The organism is Pseudomonas sp. B34(2017), from assembly GCF_002112915.1.
Classification (GTDB): Bacteria; Pseudomonadota; Gammaproteobacteria; order Pseudomonadales; family Pseudomonadaceae; genus Aquipseudomonas; species Aquipseudomonas pharyngis.
In genome coordinates this window covers 212,984-230,763 of the sequence record NZ_NEJA01000002.1, presented here as the reverse complement: position 1 = coordinate 230,763, position 17,780 = coordinate 212,984, and the positions used below count along the sequence as shown (strand labels likewise).

At 56.4% G+C, this 17,780-nt stretch carries 20 protein-coding genes and 2 pseudogenes; 8 read left to right on the top strand and 14 right to left on the bottom strand.

Translation table 11 applies throughout. The features are described from left to right. Positions 1–46: 46 nt before the first annotated feature. From CAF80_RS06620 to CAF80_RS06600, 5 genes are all read right to left on the bottom strand, one after another. Positions 47–931: a manganese catalase family protein gene (locus CAF80_RS06620; RefSeq protein WP_064596678.1), complete on the bottom strand. Its 885-nt coding sequence runs from the start codon at positions 929–931 to the stop codon at positions 47–49. Positions 932–1,085: 154 nt separating this feature from the next. Then, the gene (locus tag CAF80_RS06615) at positions 1,086–1,532 is read right to left on the bottom strand and encodes a DUF421 domain-containing protein (RefSeq protein WP_039768514.1); all 447 of its coding nucleotides are present in this window, start codon (positions 1,530–1,532) and stop codon (positions 1,086–1,088) included. 7 nt (positions 1,533–1,539) lie between these two features. Next, positions 1,540–2,058: a hypothetical protein gene (locus CAF80_RS06610; RefSeq protein ID WP_039768515.1), complete on the bottom strand. Its 519-nt coding sequence runs from the start codon at positions 2,056–2,058 to the stop codon at positions 1,540–1,542. Continuing rightward, entirely contained in the window at positions 2,048–2,563 is a 516-nt protein-coding gene (locus CAF80_RS06605) for a CinA family protein (RefSeq protein ID WP_074690563.1), read from the bottom strand. Before CAF80_RS06605 ends, CAF80_RS06610 begins: the two co-directional genes overlap by 11 nt. Before the next feature lie 13 nt (positions 2,564–2,576). Next, positions 2,577–2,825, bottom strand: a complete 249-nt coding sequence (locus CAF80_RS06600; RefSeq protein WP_170844925.1) for a hypothetical protein — start codon at positions 2,823–2,825, stop codon at positions 2,577–2,579. 150 nt (positions 2,826–2,975) lie between these two features. Here CAF80_RS06600 and CAF80_RS06595 point away from each other — a divergent pair, with 150 nt between their 5' ends. Continuing rightward, positions 2,976–3,473, top strand: a complete 498-nt coding sequence (locus CAF80_RS06595) for a short chain dehydrogenase (RefSeq protein ID WP_074690561.1) — start codon at positions 2,976–2,978, stop codon at positions 3,471–3,473. 52 nt (positions 3,474–3,525) lie between these two features. Beyond that, positions 3,526–3,846 (top strand): hypothetical protein, encoded by a 321-nt coding sequence (locus CAF80_RS29040; RefSeq protein ID WP_074690560.1) that lies wholly within the window; start codon positions 3,526–3,528, stop codon positions 3,844–3,846. 152 nt (positions 3,847–3,998) lie between these two features. Here the strand turns inward: CAF80_RS29040 and CAF80_RS06585 are convergent, their stop codons facing one another. The 3 genes from CAF80_RS06585 to CAF80_RS06575 form a co-directional block, all read right to left on the bottom strand. Further along, complete coding sequence (locus tag CAF80_RS06585) at positions 3,999–5,315, bottom strand: APC family permease (protein WP_371855417.1); 1,317 nt, start codon at positions 5,313–5,315, stop codon at positions 3,999–4,001. A 232-nt stretch (positions 5,316–5,547) separates the two neighbouring features. Then, complete coding sequence (locus CAF80_RS06580; RefSeq protein ID WP_039768520.1) at positions 5,548–5,913, bottom strand: histone-like nucleoid-structuring protein, MvaT/MvaU family; 366 nt, start codon at positions 5,911–5,913, stop codon at positions 5,548–5,550. A 140-nt stretch (positions 5,914–6,053) separates the two neighbouring features. Next, positions 6,054–6,353, bottom strand: coding sequence for a hypothetical protein (locus CAF80_RS06575; RefSeq protein ID WP_074690559.1), 300 nt, complete (start codon positions 6,351–6,353; stop codon positions 6,054–6,056). Between the two features lie 348 nt (positions 6,354–6,701). Here CAF80_RS06575 and CAF80_RS29035 point away from each other — a divergent pair. The 4 genes and pseudogenes from CAF80_RS29035 to CAF80_RS06560 all read left to right on the top strand — a co-directional run. Further along, a pseudogene (locus tag CAF80_RS29035) lies at positions 6,702–6,983 on the top strand (TolC family protein); the annotation flags it as partial. Positions 6,984–7,131: 148 nt separating this feature from the next. Then, entirely contained in the window at positions 7,132–7,557 is a 426-nt protein-coding gene (locus tag CAF80_RS06570; protein ID WP_254778423.1) for a redoxin domain-containing protein, read from the top strand. 11 nt (positions 7,558–7,568) lie between these two features. Then, positions 7,569–8,096, top strand: coding sequence for a DsbA family protein (locus CAF80_RS06565; RefSeq protein ID WP_074690557.1), 528 nt, complete (start codon positions 7,569–7,571; stop codon positions 8,094–8,096). A 158-nt stretch (positions 8,097–8,254) separates the two neighbouring features. Then, entirely contained in the window at positions 8,255–9,355 is a 1,101-nt protein-coding gene (locus CAF80_RS06560; protein ID WP_074690556.1) for a low temperature requirement protein A, read from the top strand. A 102-nt stretch (positions 9,356–9,457) separates the two neighbouring features. Here CAF80_RS06560 and CAF80_RS28505 read toward each other — a convergent pair. Next, a pseudogene (locus tag CAF80_RS28505) lies at positions 9,458–9,535 on the bottom strand (transcriptional regulator); the annotation flags it as partial. A 248-nt stretch (positions 9,536–9,783) separates the two neighbouring features. Between CAF80_RS28505 and CAF80_RS06555 the strand changes: the two are divergent. Beyond that, positions 9,784–11,247, top strand: coding sequence for an aldehyde dehydrogenase family protein (locus CAF80_RS06555; RefSeq protein WP_074690555.1), 1,464 nt, complete (start codon positions 9,784–9,786; stop codon positions 11,245–11,247). Between the two features lie 61 nt (positions 11,248–11,308). On the opposite strand, the gene CAF80_RS06550 is transcribed toward CAF80_RS06555, so the two are convergent. The 3 genes from CAF80_RS06550 to gabT form a co-directional block, all read right to left on the bottom strand. Further along, complete coding sequence (locus CAF80_RS06550; protein WP_039768527.1) at positions 11,309–11,797, bottom strand: Lrp/AsnC family transcriptional regulator; 489 nt, start codon at positions 11,795–11,797, stop codon at positions 11,309–11,311. A gap of 45 nt (positions 11,798–11,842) precedes the next feature. Next, on the bottom strand, positions 11,843–12,499 hold the full coding sequence (locus tag CAF80_RS06545; protein ID WP_085667021.1) for a 2-haloalkanoic acid dehalogenase: 657 nt from the start codon (positions 12,497–12,499) through the stop codon (positions 11,843–11,845). Between the two features lie 96 nt (positions 12,500–12,595). Further along, positions 12,596–13,888 (bottom strand): 4-aminobutyrate--2-oxoglutarate transaminase, encoded by a 1,293-nt coding sequence (gene gabT, locus CAF80_RS06540; protein ID WP_074690554.1) that lies wholly within the window; start codon positions 13,886–13,888, stop codon positions 12,596–12,598. 286 nt (positions 13,889–14,174) lie between these two features. Here gabT and CAF80_RS06535 point away from each other — a divergent pair, with 286 nt between their 5' ends. Further along, on the top strand, positions 14,175–15,101 hold the full coding sequence (locus CAF80_RS06535) for a glyoxylate/hydroxypyruvate reductase A (protein WP_074690553.1): 927 nt from the start codon (positions 14,175–14,177) through the stop codon (positions 15,099–15,101). A gap of 54 nt (positions 15,102–15,155) precedes the next feature. Here the strand turns inward: CAF80_RS06535 and CAF80_RS06530 are convergent, their stop codons facing one another. Then, positions 15,156–16,235: a tartrate dehydrogenase gene (locus CAF80_RS06530; protein ID WP_074690552.1), complete on the bottom strand. Its 1,080-nt coding sequence runs from the start codon at positions 16,233–16,235 to the stop codon at positions 15,156–15,158. A 27-nt stretch (positions 16,236–16,262) separates the two neighbouring features. Beyond that, on the bottom strand, positions 16,263–17,720 hold the full coding sequence (locus tag CAF80_RS06525; RefSeq protein WP_039768536.1) for an NAD-dependent succinate-semialdehyde dehydrogenase: 1,458 nt from the start codon (positions 17,718–17,720) through the stop codon (positions 16,263–16,265). Positions 17,721–17,780: the final 60 nt, after the last annotated feature.

Below are 17,780 nucleotides of genomic sequence, written 5' to 3'. Positions count from 1 at the left end.
TCTTGAGTTGGAAAAACCGCACGCCCTTCGGCGTGCGGTCGCGTCGTTAAGGTTGTGGTTCGCCTTGCACACCCGCCCCCAGGTCCGCACCCGTGATCGGATTGCTGTCTGGGTCGGACATCGTCCTGGCTTTCATGTCCATGAGCAACGCTTCATCCTCGGCGCTCAATTGCACAGTCGCGGTGCCCTCGCCTCCATCCACCGCCGGCGCTGGATTCTCTACGAACTCCCAGTCCTCCCCTTCGTTCCACGGCCCGCGGGTGCTGCCTTCGCCCTGAGACATGTTGAAGTAAACGTTGGTGAATTCAGGCATACCCGGCAGTTTGCCCTGAGGGAAATTAGGCTGGATGGCGTGCAGTGCTTTTTCGAAAGACAGTTGATGGGCGATTTCACGGGTCATCAAAAATCCGAGGGCTTCCTTTACACCCGGATCATCTGTGACATTCATCAAACGCTCGTAGACGATCTTCGCCCTGGCCTCAGCGGCGATATTGGAGCGCATGTCTGCAGTCGGTTCGCCGATGGTATCGACGTAAGCCGCCGACCAGGGAACGCCTGCCGAGTTGGTCAAGGGAGCACCGGCGCCGTACAACAAACTTGTGATGTGGGAATCGTTGCCGGCCCCGTTGATGGCGCGATACAACTCGCCCTCTTCCTCGACACCTTCGGCCATTTGCCCTTTGGCGCCCTTGTTCAACATCACGATAATCGACCCGACGATCTCAAGGTGGCTGAGCTCCTCGGTGGCAATATCCATAAGGAGATCCTTTCTGCCTGGATCATCTTCGGCCAACGCCTGTGTGAAATAGCGTGAAGCTGCAGCGAGTTCCCCTTGGGCTCCCCCGAATTGTTCCAGTAGTAGATTGGCCAACCCCGGATTGGGCTGGGCAACGCGCACGGTGTATTGAAGTCGTTTGTTATGTAGGAACATGACATTCTCCTCAGGTGAATCAGGGCTGCCGTTCACTCGGCAATAGACCGAATGCCAACCCACATTCATCTGAAGCAAATGCGCCGGAGTTAATTTCAAAAACCTTCTGCCCTGTCGACCAACGGGTGCTGCTTGGCTGTTCGAAACCCGCGACTCAGTCTTCCTGGGCAATAACGGAGATCTTGCCGTTGCGCTCAAGGATGGCGAACTTGATCTCTTCAAGCTTCTCAATGCCCTGGCTGGAACGTGCTGCCTCCATTACGTCCGCTTCCAGTAATCGCGCTCGACGGAGGCGTTCGTGGAGAAGTTTTCCGTTCTCGACGATGATGGTCGGCTCACCATCGATCAGTCGCGAGATCCACCCCGAGCGCTGCTTGAGCAGGGACAAGCCAACATCAATGGCGACGAGGGTAACGATGACAATCATCGAGTTGGTCAGTGAAAAATCATCGCCCAGCAGCGCTTGCTGAGTCGCCTCACCAATCATCAACAACAGAACGAAATCGAATGTGGTCAGCTCCGCCAAGGAGCGCCGCCCAGCGATTTTGAAAAGCACCATAAGCGCCAGATACATCGCACCCGCACGTAGTACCGAATCCATAAATCACCTAGGGAAAAACGAACTGTTCCAGCCTTACGCCGCTGGTGCCTGGAGAAGCGATTTGACTTCGGAAAAGGCCGAGGCCATCTCCACGCAGGGTGATGTACAGCGTCGCCAGACCGTTGAGATCGGTGTGCAGCCAGAACCTGATGCCCTGTGAAGAGCTTCTTGAGCGCAAAGGTTCAGGTTGCAGCGTTTCGATACTGAACCCTTCAAGCAACTGACCTGCCAACTCCAGTTCCACCGCCGAGTCGGGCTTCGCGGTTACAGTGATTTTCATGGGGTTGGTGGATCCATTGCGATGGAACATTTCATATTCCACCCTGATCTTGCCGTCGTCGCTGCGCACATCTCGGGAGCTGACCAAACCTCTGGAAAACACCCCGACCAGCCCCAGTACCACCACTAACACCAACACGTACCAGCCAACACGCTCGAAACGCCAGACTTTCAGCTGATAGGCCATGTCCTCGCGTATTGGATAATTCCGGCTGCGCAAGTGGGGATGGTCTCGCTCATCGCTCATCGGGCTCACCATTCTCACCTTGCAGAACTCGCTGATGGAAACGCGTTAAATACTGCAACGCATACTCGGTGGCGTATTTCTGCACTTCACAGCGTCCGCCGCAGAAGCGATGCTGGTGACTGAACACGTGACACTCATCAGCTATCTGATATGCCCAAGCAAAGCAGATCGTGCCAGCCGGGATACCGTCTACATCGTCCGGGCCGAGAATGCCCGTTGTAGCAACGGCAACGTTGGCGGTACTGTCGCGCAATGCGCCCATTGCCATTTCACGCGCGACTTCCACGCTGGTGAGGTTGAACGTTTCGATGGTCTGCGGTTTGACATGCAGGAGGCGTTGTTTCGCCTGAGGCGAATACACCACGTACCCGCACTCGATAAACTCGCCACTACCCTCGACCTCGGATAACAGCGTCACAATTTTACCGGCGGTACACGACTCCGCTGTGGTGAGCACCAAACCATTGGCGCGCAGGTAGTGAACAGTGTCGTCGGCAATAGACATGAGCTGAATGCCCTCAGTGATAATCCTCGCCGGCGACGGCACGCAGATAGGCTGCATCTGCCCCCCTTCGCAGGTCACGCCATTCGGTATCGGTCAACATACCCAACCGATGCATCTCATCAGACTGGCGCAATAGCTCCTCGTGATAGGCATCGGGACACTCCATGCGTAGCGCTCGATTCTCCAGCGCACGATGCCAGGCATCCAGGGCTTTCAATTTGGATTCCTGCTCAAGCGTCAGTTGATTCTTGAAAGCATTCATTTCACCCACCCCAAACATTTCCCGGTTGAGCAACAGTTTTCGAATTAGGTTCAAAAGGTCTGACGAAGAACAGCCTTTCGGTAATCTCGATGGAACGTTGCGCCAGGCCCCGTCCTCTATCGCAACACCAGCGAATCTGAGGATTTCATCATGATCGACCCAGCAACCGGTATGAAGGCAGGCGAGCGCTACACCATAGACAGTCTCGAACGCACGCGACATTTCCCGGGTTTCTTCCTCGACGGAAAATATTACCTTGGCCCGGAATTGATGACGGCCATAGGTTGGCTGGAAGGAAAGCAGTTTTATTACGATGAGCTTGATCCCACGGGTGAGCCGGTGTTTCCCGATCGACTCGCCGGCACTGTCGAAGACCTCACCCTGACTCTCGCGGACGGTGCGCGTTTGCCCTTGAACGAAATGCCGTACAGGGCAGATGCCGACCCCACTGCCAGTCCAAGCCTTCTTACTCCATCGTCATCACGACATCGACCTGCTCCGGCAAGCGATCAACTCGGAGTCGAGGGCGTCCGGATATCAGGTAAACATCCGTATCCAATACTCCTGGCGGCAGGCGCCGCGCTAGTACTGGGAATACTGCTTGGAGTCAAACAAGCCAATCGCCTTCCTGCCCGAAAACCGAGATAGCCGTCCTTGCTGATTTTTTGGAGAAGTGCTCTTTGAACGGTCGGAGACGGGAATGCATCCAGTGACACCAGACGGTCGCTACTTTGTTGTCAAAGGCCAGCTATGGCGATGTTCCAACCCATCATTGGATGAAGAGGTGCGCCAGTGTCTTGTCGATACGCTTATGGCCGCTCGACGAGAGGTCAAGAACGCAAAGGGTTCGCAAAACGCGTCGCAACTGAAGCGCGCTCGGGAAAAGGTACAAATGGCCAAAGTGGCCCTCGGGGAACGGGGGCCTGTCTGGTGGACTGATGGAAGCCCGGACTTCAACCGGCGGCTGGTCAGCAATTCCCCTTATGCCGAATGGTTCAGCTCGCTCCAAGAGCCTGATTAACTCTCGGCGTAAGGCCGGATTCTGATGATGTTCCAGTGTTGCTCACAACCGCCGATCCAAGGCATTGAATGCACCCATACAACCGCTCGCCTTGGCACTTGTATGACGTAGCCAAGTTAACGCTGCGGTAGACAGGGAAAGCGCTTACAAGCCTAGCCAGGCTTCACTGGCGCCGGCAGTGCCACTCTTGCACAGGCGAAAAGCAGCATGCCTGTCAGGATCAGCGCGCCTCCACGCATCCAGGTTTCCAGACTTTGCTGACTAAGCAGTACCAGGCACGAGACGATAGCCAGTAACGGAACCCACGTAGGTACTCGAAAGTGATCTTCCGCAACCTCGTCACGGCGCAGGATCAACACGGACAAATTGGTACTGAGAAATACGAACAGCAGGAGCAGGACGACCGTTTCAGCGAGTGTGGCTAGCGTCCCCGTCAGCGTGAGCCCGATTGCCACGAGGGTGGTAGCGATCACTGCTATCCACGGGGTGCGTCGTTGAGGCAGCACCTTGCTCAAGGCATTCGGCAAAAGTCCAAGGCAGGCCATGCCATAAGTAAGGCGGCTGGCCATTATCATGGTTAGAAGTGCACCGTTGGCTACCGCGACCAATGCAATAAAGGCAAAGACGCGAGGCGGGATGTTCAAACCTGACGCCCGAACCACCTCAAGAAGAGGAGCAGAGGTTGCAACCAGTTTTTCCATGGGCAGTACGGAAGATGCAGCTACACCGACCGCCATGTAGAGGACTCCGGCGGTCAGCAATGCGCCAAATAATGCGCGGGGGTAAACCTTTCGAACGTCTCGAATTTCTTCTGCAAGATTGGCGGATGTTTCGAATCCTACAAAAGAATAGAAGGCGATCAGTGCCGCACCCAAAACGGCTAACACCGGGCTGACTCCCGGCTTGAACTCCAGGCTGCGACCCAAATCTGCATCACCTGTACGCAAATACCAAGCGGCGGCAACAACGACCAAAAGAAGGCCTGACAGCTCAATGACTGTCATCACCAGGTTGGCTCCCAAGGATTCTTTGATTCCCCTGGCATTTAGTAGTGCGATCACGAGAAGGAACAGTAAGGCTGAAATGTGGGGTGGTACATGGATGAACGCCGCCAGGTAATCACCCGCAAACGCCAGCGATAAACCCGCAGCGCTCGTGACAGCTGCAGATAGCATGCAAAAACCCACGAGAAAAGAAATGAGCGGTGACCCGAACGCTTTCTCGGCGAAAACCGAAGCGGCGCCCGCGTGGGGATATTTTGTCACCAACTCGGCATAGGAACCTGCAGTAAGCATCGCGAAAAAAAGAGCGATCAGCAGCGGCATCCATATTGCGCCACCCACCTCCCCCGCAATTGTCCCGGCAAGAGCATAAACGCCCGCTCCGAGCACATCGCCGAGAATAAATAGAAAAAGCATCGGGCCGGTAACGGCCCGGCGCAGGGAGGTCTTGGAGGGCAAGGTCTTCACGATCTACTTCCTGACTTGAGGTTCGGAGGGCCGATTACCGGGCTGGAAGTCAGGCGGCTCCACTCTCAAGCAATGGAAATTCGCGTATCACTAAAGTTCACATATCTTGCCAGGGTGCAAGTAAAAGGCGCCTCACTTACACCCTGATTAGAGTTATGGAATTCCTCTCAAGTAGCTAAAAATCGAAAACAAAAAAGGGCCGTAATCAGGCCCTTTTGTGTTCAAACCAAAATCATTTGGTCAGCCAGGACTCCACAGTGTCGGAGCCGTGCTCTGCTTTCCAATCCTTCAGCGTTTTATGATTGCCGCCTTTGGTTTCAACAACTTCCCCAGTGTGCGGATTTTTATAGACCTTCAACTGGCGAGGCTTGCGACTGCCGGCTTTGGACCCGGCGGCTGGAGCGCGACGACCTGCTTGCGGATCAAGCAGGTTGATCACGTCCTTAAGGCTGTAGCCGTATTTTGCGAGCAAGTCGCGCAGCTTCGTTTCGAACTCGATTTCTTTCTTGAGGCCAGCATCACCCTTGAGGGTTTCGAGGGCCTGGAGCTGTTCGGCGAGGTGTTTTTCGAGCTGGCGGAATTCGGCAAGTTTAGACATGAAAAAATCTCGATGTGGGTAATAGCTGAAGGTTACACCATAAATCACGGCCCGCACTTACAAGGACTGGCGCTGGGTCTTTACCTGGACAGCCTCAACAGGCCTTGAATTGATTCCCTGTGAATGGCCAAAGCTCTTTCTTATCGATGAGTATCCGCATCCTCGGCCGGATAAAACTCACCTTCCTTCCCTATCCTTTTGAGCTGTTCGCGCACCATCAACTCAACGCTGGCAACTGCGGCTTGATCGTCAGGGTCGACCAGCTGCAGGCACAGGCGCTGGATATTCTGATCGTGGGTGCCCTCACTCATCATCTCGTGCGTAAAGACTTGTTCACCTCGCCATAGGCAAAGTTGAGTATGAGTTTCGCCGAGCCATATTTCGTTGATTGGTCTGAGGTCGGTGGTAGCCAGTTGATCGACAGTGATTGTCTTATCCATTGCGCTGTACCTTACCAATGAGTAGATACAGATAGACTTACGGGCCCAGGGGTCGTTCCAAGTGAAGGCAGTTCACTGGGATTTCCGATGATGACGAAACCATCCCGTTCGTCCGCTTCCAGCCCTTCCTGCACCTCAGCCAAACCAGCAAAGAACATCGACTTCATGATCAGAAATACCGGCAGTGGTAAATCACCCACTCATCAGCAATTGAGGCTATAGAATCACCAGAGTGATCGAGCAACGCTTTGATCTGCGAATTCGCCAGGGCGAATCGATCAGTAATGAGATGACCAGGCGTTTACGGCGAAGGTGTATGGCAACAGAGCGAGCGCGCGAGGGCTTGCCAAGGAAACCGAAAACGCGTTTAGCGACTACGACAAGCGACAACAGCGACTATAGTCATTGGTGAGCCAGAGCGAATCCTGTCGCTGCTCTCCCCACCTGGCCCTCAATTCAATACCGCGAAAGCACGGCGGGCGTCGTCGTGCTTCTGGACGCGGAGTATGAACGTCTTGCTGCCGAAAACACTCAGGCTCAGGCTGAGATCGTGGCAGCGTTGCCTCTTGTAAATCCCTTAATGGTGGATGGAGTTATCCCCGCCGGGCAAGTCGCATCCCCCCTGAGTAGACCCCAAACTCCTATCTATCAGGGCTCAAGCAATGAACACTTCAGAATTTGGTGATGCAGAGGAAACGAAAGACGACCTGGTTCAGGAGCCGCTGCCAGCCGGCACCGTAGCCCCGACTTCTTACTGTATGCGACTCCCGATCAGCAATTGTCGCTACGCGAGCTGAAGGGAAATCCCGTGATACTGACGTTTTATCCCGCCGATTGGAGTTCGGTTTGTGGCGATCAACTGACCTTGTACAACCAGTTGCTTCCCACATTCAGAGAATACGGTGCGACGCTCCTGGGGATCTCAGTCGACAGCGCCTGGTGTCATCAGGCCTTTGCCAAAGATCGGAATTTCCACTTCAGCCTGCTGGCCGATTTTGAGCCCAAAGGAGCTGTGGCGCGACGGTATGGAGCGTACGACTCCCATTTGGGAGTTTGTAAACGGGCACTGTTCGTGATTGACAAGGAGGGAGTGATCACCTGGAGCTACATCTCACCAATGGCAATCAACCCAGGGGCGGACGGCATTCTGGATGCGCTGGATGCGCTGGCGAATGCACCAGAAAGCACGCCAACCAAAAATTAACAGGTGATCACATGGCCTCTCTCAAAGTGCCGGTAAGTGCCAACGACCATCGCCAGGGAAGCGCGCATGCCAAAGTCACCTTGGTGGAATTTGGCGATTATGAATGTCCCTATTGCGGTTTAGCGTATTGGGTCGTCAAAAATCTCCAACAGCGTTTTCGCAACGATTTGCTCTTCGTGTTCCGTAACTTTCCCCTGACCACCGCCCACCCGCACGCCATGGGTGCAGCCGTCACCGCTGAATATGCAGGGAGTCGAGGACTCTTCTGGGAGGCTCACGACGAACTGTATGAAAATCAGGATCGATTGGGCATGCCACTGTTTCGGGCCATCGCTCTAAAACACGGTCTCTCCAGTGAAGAACTTTATGTTGCGCTGCAGGAAGGCACTTACCTGGCCAAAATAAAATCCGACTTTAATGGCGGCGTACGGAGCGGCGTTAACGGCACCCCCGCGTTTTACATTGACGGGCTTCGCTATGACGGGGTTCCAGAGTTCGCCGAAATGAGTCAGATGATTGAGCTTTCGTTGGTGAGTTGACGAAATGGCCGGATAGTCAATTCGCCTGATAGTTCCCCACCGTAATCGAGGCGGCATGTACGGCTGTTGAACGGCAGCATCTGCCCGATCCAATTGGCTCGCTGCCACGCACTCGCCATTTGGCCATATACAGACCGCCGATACGGAGCCAGCAGCGAATGAAATCCTTGAAGTATTATGAAAAGAATCGACACGCCACATGGTTAGAGTTGTTTTTTGACCTGATTTTTGTTGTTGCAATTGGCAAGGTAACGCACACTCTCGGACATCTTCATCACGGCCATTTTGAACAGGAGCAATTATGGACATTTTTACTGCTTTTTGTTCCATTATGGTGGATCTGGTCCAGCCACACGATTTACTCAAATAGGTTTGATACAGATAGCAATCTTCACCGCTTGGCAACATTATTTATAATGTTGTTGCTCATTGTGCTGTCTGCACGGATTGGGGAAGAATTGGAAGTCAACTATGCGCTTGTTATTGCCTGCTATTTTGGCATACGTGCCATTATCAGTATCATGTACATTTCGTCCATAAATAAATTCGATCATCATAGCGAATTCTCCTCCAGGCTTGGCGTTGCCCTGTTAGTTAGTGCAGCTGTTAGTCTTTCATCCATTCTTTTTGAACCACCCATGCGTTACCTTGTCGCTTACATTGGGATTTTTCTTGATATTCTGCTCCCTTTATTTTCTTGGGGTAAGCTAAAGCCATTGCCCGCACATACAGAACACTTGGTTGAACGAATAGGTTTACTCACCCTCATCTTATTGGGCGAGTCAGTAATTAGCCTTTCTGGAGGGTTATCTGACATTCAATGGGATCGTTATAATGTGATGGCGGCAGTCACCGGATTCATCATGATCTGCAGTATATGGTGGATATATTTCGATAGCTTTTACTTGTTGAGCAAAAATGAAAGCAGCATGAGTGGACACTCCTTAATCTACTCGCACCTTTTTCTATTTGTGGGGCTGGCACTTCTCGCAAACTTGATCAGGCATGCGATCTTGAATGACATTGCGATGCGCGATTTCCAGATTGCGTCAATCATCGGCATGGCCTTGTTTTTCTTAGGCAAGCAATATGGCTACTTCATAGCGGTACCTAAAATAAGGAAATACATAATACAAAATACCTTGATCGTGTTTTCTCTAGGTGGGTTGGTCATATTCCTACCGCGTATTGAGTACATATTGGTCGGCCTGACAGCCACCATGATCTGTTATGTTTTGTTGAATTTCAGATATCGTTAAATGTTTATTATTCGAGCATGGAGCTCGCAGGTGCATCAGTTCTGCTGACAGACATCGTCGGCATCACGTCGAGGCTGTCGGGATCGTCAATGACAGCCAGACGCCCTTGAGGGCTTCGAGGGCCTGGAGCTGTTCGGCGAGGTGTTTTTCGAGCTGGCGGAATTCGGCAAGTTTAGACATGAAAAAATATCGATGTGAGTAATACCTGACTATCAGCTTTGATGCTCGATCGCACAGAAGCAACGTCAGCCCCTGAGATACAGCAGATTATCCCTTGCCGACTTCAAGAACGGCATATTTCGACTGAGCCCTTTTGCTAGCTTATTCAAACCACAGGGCACCCGATATACCGGTGCCCCGGCGTTGCTCTGACCTCCCTCCGTCCCTGCGGTTAACAGCCCCCATCAGTCCTCTAAGGAGCTAGTTGGATGACAACACAATCTTCGAATATCCACGCCGTGGATTCGCATACGTCTGAACAGTTTTATATCAATGGTGGCTGGTGTTCGCCGGCAACGCCTGCCAGTTCGCCCGTGGTCAATCCAGCGACTGAAAGCGTAGTTGCAGAGGTTGCCAACGGGTCGGCCGCAGACGTTAATCGGGCCGTCGCTGCAGCGCGTGCTGCGTTTCCTCACTGGTCTGCGACTTCCGCCGAAACGCGCGCGGGTTTTCTTGGGAAGATTTACGACCTGATCCTTGAACGAAAAGAGTCGCTTGCGCAGGCCCTTTCTCTGGAAATGGGCGCTGCCATCGGTTTTGCCCGAGCGATGCAAGTGCCTTTGGCGGCCGAACACGTTCGGATTGCCCGTGATCTGCTGTCCACCTATCGCTTCCAGACGGTTGAAAGCGGCACCGCGATTGAACGCGAACCCATCGGTGTCTGCGGTCTCATCACCCCTTGGAACTGGCCGCTTTATCAAATCACCGCCAAGGTGGCTCCAGCGATTGCGGCCGGATGCACAGTGGTGCTGAAACCCAGCGAGCTGTCACCATTGAGCGCCCTTCTTTTCGCCCAGCTGGTGCATGACGCCGGCCTGCCACCGGGTGTCTTCAATCTGGTCAATGGCACGGGCCCCGAGGTCGGCGGCGCCATGGCTGCACACCCGGATATCGATATGATTTCGATCACCGGTTCAAACCGCGCAGGTGCGCTGGTCGCCCAGGCGGCCGCCCCTACAGTGAAACGCGTCACCCAGGAACTGGGCGGCAAGTCACCCAACGTGCTGTTGCCCGATGCCGACTTCGCCAACGTCGTGCCACTGGGCGTGATGACGGCGTTTCGCAACGTCGGGCAATCCTGCAGCGCCCCGACCAGAATGATCGTACCCAGAGACCGGCTGGCGGAAGTCGAGGCACTGGCCGCTGCAACCGCGAACGCGATCATTGTGGGGGATCCACAATCGGAAGAAACGGTACTCGGTCCGATAGCCAATGAGGCCCAGTTCAAGCGCGTGCAAGCCATGATCGAATCGGGCCTGAATGAAGGGGCCAAACTCGTCTGCGGCGGACCAGGCCGCGTGCCTGGTCATGAAACAGGCTTCTATGCCCGACCGACTGTCTTTTCCGAGGTCGACTCGAGCATGCGCATTGCCCAGGAGGAAATCTTCGGGCCAGTGCTGTGCATCATTGCCTATGAAACGCTCGATGAGGCTGTCGCGATCGCCAACGACACGGTGTACGGACTGAGCGCCCACGTTCAATCCCGCGACCTTGATCAGGCACGCGCCGTTGCCTCACGCATCCGCGCAGGACAAGTACTGCTCAACCACCCGGCCTGGAATCCCATGGCCCCGTTCGGTGGCTACAAACGATCCGGCAATGGTCGTGAATTTGGTGTCTACGGCTTTGAGGAATATCTGGAAACCAAAGCCATCGTGGGCTTTGGTGGCTGACACACAATGGGGGACAGTCAGCTGTCCCCCATTGGTTCGCACCTAATGGATGTAGGGAACTTCAGTGCCGCAACAACTTGCGCAACGGCACACCGTCCTTGAGCACCGGGGACTTGATAACGATGTAGCTGAAGTACTTGGAAATGCCGATGTTTTTATCCAGCAGGCTTTCAATCACTTCCTGATAGTGCTGAATACTGCGCGTCATGAAACGCACCAGATAATCGTAGCCACCACTGATCAAATGGCACTCGAGCACCTCATCCACCAGCCGAATGTTCGACTCGAACTTGGCGAAGTCTTCACGCTTGTGGTCACTCAGGGTGATTTCGGTGAAGACCGTTACCGATTCGGTGATCTTCGCCAGGTTCAGGTGGGCCTTGTAGCTGGAAATGTACCCGGCCGATTCCAGCCGTTTGACCCGTTGTAGACAGGGGCTGGCCGACAATCCCACGGCATCGGCCAGGCTGACATTGGTCATGCGCCCGTCCCTCTGCAACTCAACCAGGATACTGATGTCGATGCGGTCCAGTTTGACTAAACCTTCCATTGCGAACCTCTTGACTGCCATTTGTAGGACAATCTACTAGCAAAATCAGCGCCGTAAACACTGCTGATGCTGTGCGACCAGATCAGCCATGCTGTTGATGCAATAATCCGCAGCACATGGGGTCGGCTGTTTGCCCCGTTCGCGACCGATCAGACACACATCGGTAAGTGCCGGGCCGCGGGCAGCGGGTCGGGTCACCCGCAGAATGTGCTCCGGCTTCAGCTCGTTGGCATTCAACCAGTCCTCGTCCCGCAGCGGATCGCTGGCCAGCGAAATAAAGTCATCGGCCACAATCCCCAGATGCTCGCACAACACGGCGCGATCCTCGGCATCCCGGTCGCCCACCACCAACAGGCGATAAAACTTGCGCAAGTACAGCATCGCTCCCGGTGCGTCTTCGAACAATGACCAGTTGGCAGCAGAGCGCGCGAAACTCATGCCCTCCTCCCAACTGGCGTTCAAGCTCCAGCGCTCGGCCAATTGGCGATGGGAAAAACACAGCAATCCACTGAAGCCCAGTTCGGCAAAGCGCGGATAGAGCCCCTGCACCACTTCGCGAAATTCGCCCAGCACCTGTTCCTTGTCCGGGCGCCCGCCCCGGCTGTCGAGCAACGGCTGCAACGCTGTCCAGACACCCGAATCACGGTCAACTAGGACTTCGTCGCAATCGATGAGCAGTGCTCGATAATCAGTCAGCCCCATGGTGTACACAGCCTCCGATGATGCGTTTCATCAATCCGTGCGCCAAAAAGGTTCAGCGACGCTGGCCAGCGACCGCGCCGCTGAACCCGGCGGACATCAGTTCAATACCCGTGCCAATGCAGCCTGCAGAATCTGCAACGCTTCATCGATCTGCGCTTCGGTCGTCACCAGTGGCGCGAGGAAGCGCAGGACGTTGCGATAGACGCCACACTTGATCACCAGCAAGCCACCTTTGCGCGCTTCATCGATCACACGCTGGTTCAGATCGGCGTCCGGGGAGTGTGCTTCATCGTTCTTGACCAGCTCGATGGCCAGCATGAAACCGGTGCCGCGTACGTCACCGATCTGCGGGTGACGGCGCTGCAACTGCAGCAAACCTTCACGCAGGCGCTTGCCCAATGCATCGCCACGTTCGAGCAGTTTCTCCTCTTCATAAGCGTCGATCACTGCCAGGGCCGCCGCGCAGGACAGTGCATTGCCGCCGTAGGTGCCGCCGAGGCCTCCGGGCAGTGGCGAATCCATGATGTCAGCTTTGCCGACCACGCCCGACAACGGCAGCCCGCCGGCCAGACTCTTGGCGACGGTGACCAGGTCAGGCTGGATGCCGGCGTGCTGGAAACCGAACCACTTGCCGGTGCGGCCGAATCCGGTCTGGATTTCATCGAGGATCAGCACGATGCCATGCTTGTGGGTCAACTCGCGCAATGCCTGGAGGAATGGTGCCGGCGCCGCAAGGAAACCACCGTCGCCCTGCACGGGTTCAATGATGATCGCCGCAACCCGCTCCGGCGCAATCTGAGTGGCGAGCAACTCGTCCAGCGCCTTGAGCGCCATCTCACTGGTGACGCCGCGATAGGCATTGGGATATGGGGTGTGAAACACCTCCGGTGCGAATGGCCCGAAGTTCTGTTTGTAGGGCTGGCTCATGCCGGTCAGCGTGGTGCCGAGCAAGGTGCGTCCATGGAAACCGCCGCGGAAGGAGATCACCGCAGAGCGGTTGGTGTGAGCGCGGGCGATTTTCACCGCGTTCTCCACGGCTTCGGCACCGGAGGTGAAGAACGCCGTTTTGTAGTGTTCCTCGCCACCTATCATCTCGCACAAACGCTGGGCCAGATCAAGATACGGCTTGTAGGCCACCACCTGGAAGCAGGCGTGCGAGACCTTATGCAATTGGGCCTGCACCGCTGCAACCACTTTGGGATGGTTATGGCCGATGTTCAGCACCCCGATGCCGCCGACGAAGTCCAGATAACGCTGGCCGTCCACGTCCCACAATTCAGCCCCTTGGGCGCGATCAATCACCAGTGGATGAGCGGTGACCAGTCCGCGTGGCACGAACTGATCACGCTGACGGAGTAAATGAGGCGTTTGGTCGACTTGGCTGTTCATGGCATTTCCCTTCGTGAGTCCGGCAGCCCGGAGTGAATGCAGGAGGTGGTTACACAGGGTCTTAAGATTAAGACTTGTGCGGAACGAACTACGCCGAACTTGGCCCCTGAGAAATCCGGATCGACTGTTTTCACCCTGCCAAACGGCAGATTCCTTCAGGCCGCCGAATCTGCCGGCCGCGTGCGGATATGAGGTGGCGCGCAGTGTTCGCAACGCTGCTTTCGACAGATCCTGCTCTGGCGTTGGGCGATGATGGGAGCACCTTCAACCTCCTCAGGAATTGACCATGGCCCTGCTTTACAAAGCTGACCCCGTGCGCGGCGAACGGTGGAAAGCACTGTTCGCCGAACATGCCCCGGACATCGAATGGCGCGCCTGGCCGGACATCGGCGATCCCACAGACATCAAGTACCTGGCGGCGTGGCAGGCGCCGGAAGATCTGCAGACGGTGCTGCCGAATCTGCAGGTGTTGTTTGCGTTGTCGGCCGGCGTCGATCAACTGGATTTGAGCCGTATCCCGCCGAGTCTTCCGGTGGTGCGCCTGCTCGATCCCGGCATCACCCAAGGCATGTGCGAGTACGCCAGTTTTGCCGTGCTCGCTTTGCACCGGGACATGTTGCGCTATCGCCAGCAGCAGATCGCGCGGTGTTGGCAGGCGCACCTGCTGCAGCCGGCGCATCAGCGACGGGTGGGGGTGATGGGCCTCGGTACTCAGGCGCAGCAGATTCTCGCCACCTTGCAGCCCCTGGGCTTTGCCCTCAAGGGCTGGGCGCGCAGTGCGCATCGGATTGCCGGCGTCGAGTGCTTTGCCGGTCGCGAGCAACTGCCGGCGTTTCTGAGCCAGTGCGATATTGTGATGTGCGTATTGCCGCTGACCAAGCAGACCCGTGGCATTCTCAATCGTGAGTTTTTTCGCCAATTGCCGCGTGGCGCGGCACTGATCAACATGGGGCGCGGTGGGCATCTGGTGGAAGAAGACTTGCTCCAAGCGCTGGACAGCGGGCAACTCAGCGGCGCGGTGCTGGATGTGGTGCAGAACGAACCGGCGCCGGCGGATCATCCCTTCTGGGGCCATCCGCAGATTCTGCTGACGCCGCATATCGCGGCGATGACCCAGCCGGAAAGTGCATTTGCTGTCCTGCTGGAGAACATCCGCCGCTTCGAACGCGGCGAGTCCATGAGCGGTCAGATCGACCGCAACAAAGGTTACTGATTCATACCCTCTGCACGAGTGAGCAGGCTCACTCATGCAGAGGATGACGATGTTTCAGAGGAACTCGGCGATGGCCCTGCCGACATCCTGGGTCGAGCCCTTCCCGCCCAGATCCGGGGTGATCGGGCCCTCGGCGATCACCCGCTCGATCGCCTGCAGGATCCCGTCGTGTGCTGCACGATAACGCTCGTCACCGTTGCCCAGGAAATCGAGCATCAGCGCCCCGGACCAGATCATCGCAATCGGGTTGGCGATGTTCTGCCCATAGATGTCCGGCGCCGAACCATGCACCGGCTCGAACAGCGACGGAAAGCGTCGCTGCGGATCAAGGTTGGCCGACGGCGCAATGCCGATGGTTCCGGCACACGCCGGCCCCAGGTCGGAGAGGATGTCGCCGAACAGGTTGGACGCCACCACCACATCGAACCGATCCGGTTGCAGAACGAAGCGCGCGCACAAGATATCGATGTGCTGCTTGTCCCACGTCACTTCCGGGTACTGCGCAGCCATCAGCGCAGTGCGCTCGTCCCAATAAGGCATGCTGATCGAAATGCCGTTGGACTTGGTCGCTGCGGTCAGGCGCTTGCGTGGCCGGGTCTGGGCCAGGTCGAAGGCAAACTTGAGAATCCGGTCGACACCCCGGCGGGTGAAGACCGATTCCTGCAGCACGAACTCATGCTCCGTGCCTTCGAACATCTTGCCGCCGACCGATGAGTACTCGCCTTCGGTGTTCTCGCGAATCACCACGAAATCGATATCCCCCGGTTCGCGTCCGGCCAACGGGCATGGCACCCCGGGGAACAAGCGCACCGGGCGGATATTCACGTACTGGTCGAAGTCGCGACGGAATTTCAGCAGCGACCCCCACAGGGAAATATGGTCTGGCACTTTCTCCGGCCAGCCCACGGCGCCGAAGTAAATCGCGTCGAAGCCCTTGAGCTGTTCAAACCAGTCCTCGGGCATCATCTGCCCGTGTTCCAGGTAATAATCGCAATGCGCCCAGTCGAGCACTTCAATGCTCAAGTCCAGCTGCCATTTCTTCGCGGCCTGCTCCAGAACCCGCAGCCCCTCGGGCAGCACTTCCTTGCCAATCCCGTCGCCGGCAATCGCGGCGATCTTGAAGACCTTGCTCATCAGTTGTGGCTCCCCGTTGTTGTGAAGTTACAAGCCGCCGATGTGGAAGGCTTTGACTTCAAGGTATTCGTCAAGACCGTATTTGCTGCCTTCACGGCCCAGCCCCGATTGCTTGATGCCGCCGAACGGCGCGACTTCCATCGAGATGATTCCGGTGTTGAGGCCAACCATGCCGAATTCCAGCGCTTCGCCGAAACGCCATGAGCGACGCAAGTCTTGAGTGAAGTAATAGGCGCCGAGGCCAAACGGTGTGGCGTTGGCCAGGGCCAAGGCTTCGGCTTCGTCGGTGAACCGCATCAGCGGCGCGACGGGGCCGAAGGTTTCTTCATTGGCCAGGAGCATGCCGGCGTGGGCATCGCCAAGCACCGTCGGTTGCACAAATTGACTGTCGCCCTGCGGAACGCCACCGCAGAGCAACTGCGCGCCCTGACTCAAGGCATCATCGATGTGGCGGGCGACCTTGCTCACGGCGGCCTTGTTGATCAGCGGGCCGATGGTCACGTTGTCTTGCAGGCCATTGCCGACCTTGAGTTTGCCGACCTCCTCGACCAGACGCTGGGCAAAACGCGGGTAAATGCCGTCCTGCACTAGAATCCGGTTGGCGCAGACGCAGGTCTGCCCGGCGTTGCGAAACTTGCTCAGCATGATCCCGGTAATCGCCTGCTCAAGATCAGCGTCGTCAAACACAATGAACGGTGCGTTGCCGCCGAGTTCCAGGCTCAATCGCTTGATGTGTTCGGCACTCTGGCGCATCAGCAAACGGCCCACCGCAGTGGAACCGGTGAAGGAAATCTTGCGTACCGTCGGGTTGCCGGTCAGCTCTTCGCCAATCCCGGCGGGCATGCCGGTCAGCACATTGAACACCCCGGCCGGAATGCCGACGCGCTCAGCCAGCACCGCCAACGCGAGCGCCGACAGCGGCGTCAGATCCGACGGCTTGACGATGATCGGGCACCCTGCCGCCAGGGCCGGTGCACACTTGCGGGTAATCATCGCGTTGGGGAAATTCCAGGGCGTGATCGCCGCACAGACACCCACCGGTTGCTTGAGGGTCAACAGTCGGCGGTCACCGCTGGGGGCCGGCATGGTTTCGCCGTAAATCCGCCGCGCCTCTTCGGCAAACCATTTGACGAAACCCGCGCCGTAGCGGATTTCACCTTTGGCTTCATTCAGCGGCTTGCCTTGTTCGCAAGTCATGATCAGCGCCAGATCGTCGAGGTTGTCGATCATCGCCTGATACCAACGCTCCAACAGCGCCGCACGTTCGGCGGCCGGTCGTGCCCGCCAGGCGGGCCAGGCCTGTTCGGCGGCGGCAATGGCGCGCCGGGTTTCCACGCCTTGCATGGCGGGCACGCGGCCGATCAATTCGCCGCTGGCCGGGTCGACGACATCCAGGGTCGCGCGGTCATCGGCGCCGATCCACTGGCCGTTCACGTAAGCGAGTTCTGCGAGAAGACCGGGGTCTTTCAAACGATTCTTGAGCATGGTCGAGTCCTGATCCGAGACAGATTCCAGTCTAGGGAGACTCGACGGATAAGGATGCTG

Coding starts and splice junctions, on each gene's coding strand:
- CAF80_RS06620 (WP_064596678.1), bottom strand. CDS start 931: ATGTTCCTACATAACAAACGACTTCAATACACCGTGCGCGTTGCCCAG.
- CAF80_RS06615 (WP_039768514.1), bottom strand. CDS start 1,532: ATGGATTCGGTACTACGTGCGGGTGCGATGTATCTGGCGCTTATGGTG.
- CAF80_RS06610 (WP_039768515.1), bottom strand. CDS start 2,058: ATGAGCGATGAGCGAGACCATCCCCACTTGCGCAGCCGGAATTATCCA.
- CAF80_RS06605 (WP_074690563.1), bottom strand. CDS start 2,563: ATGTCTATTGCCGACGACACTGTTCACTACCTGCGCGCCAATGGTTTG.
- CAF80_RS06600 (WP_170844925.1), bottom strand. CDS start 2,825: ATGAATGCTTTCAAGAATCAACTGACGCTTGAGCAGGAATCCAAATTG.
- CAF80_RS06595 (WP_074690561.1), top strand. CDS start 2,976: ATGATCGACCCAGCAACCGGTATGAAGGCAGGCGAGCGCTACACCATA.
- CAF80_RS29040 (WP_074690560.1), top strand. CDS start 3,526: ATGCATCCAGTGACACCAGACGGTCGCTACTTTGTTGTCAAAGGCCAG.
- CAF80_RS06580 (WP_039768520.1), bottom strand. CDS start 5,913: ATGTCTAAACTTGCCGAATTCCGCCAGCTCGAAAAACACCTCGCCGAA.
- CAF80_RS06575 (WP_074690559.1), bottom strand. CDS start 6,353: ATGGATAAGACAATCACTGTCGATCAACTGGCTACCACCGACCTCAGA.
- CAF80_RS06565 (WP_074690557.1), top strand. CDS start 7,569: ATGGCCTCTCTCAAAGTGCCGGTAAGTGCCAACGACCATCGCCAGGGA.
- CAF80_RS06560 (WP_074690556.1), top strand. CDS start 8,255: ATGAAATCCTTGAAGTATTATGAAAAGAATCGACACGCCACATGGTTA.
- CAF80_RS06555 (WP_074690555.1), top strand. CDS start 9,784: ATGACAACACAATCTTCGAATATCCACGCCGTGGATTCGCATACGTCT.
- CAF80_RS06550 (WP_039768527.1), bottom strand. CDS start 11,797: ATGGAAGGTTTAGTCAAACTGGACCGCATCGACATCAGTATCCTGGTT.
- CAF80_RS06545 (WP_085667021.1), bottom strand. CDS start 12,499: ATGGGGCTGACTGATTATCGAGCACTGCTCATCGATTGCGACGAAGTC.
- gabT (WP_074690554.1), bottom strand. CDS start 13,888: ATGAACAGCCAAGTCGACCAAACGCCTCATTTACTCCGTCAGCGTGAT.
- CAF80_RS06535 (WP_074690553.1), top strand. CDS start 14,175: ATGGCCCTGCTTTACAAAGCTGACCCCGTGCGCGGCGAACGGTGGAAA.
- CAF80_RS06530 (WP_074690552.1), bottom strand. CDS start 16,235: ATGAGCAAGGTCTTCAAGATCGCCGCGATTGCCGGCGACGGGATTGGC.
- CAF80_RS06525 (WP_039768536.1), bottom strand. CDS start 17,720: ATGCTCAAGAATCGTTTGAAAGACCCCGGTCTTCTCGCAGAACTCGCT.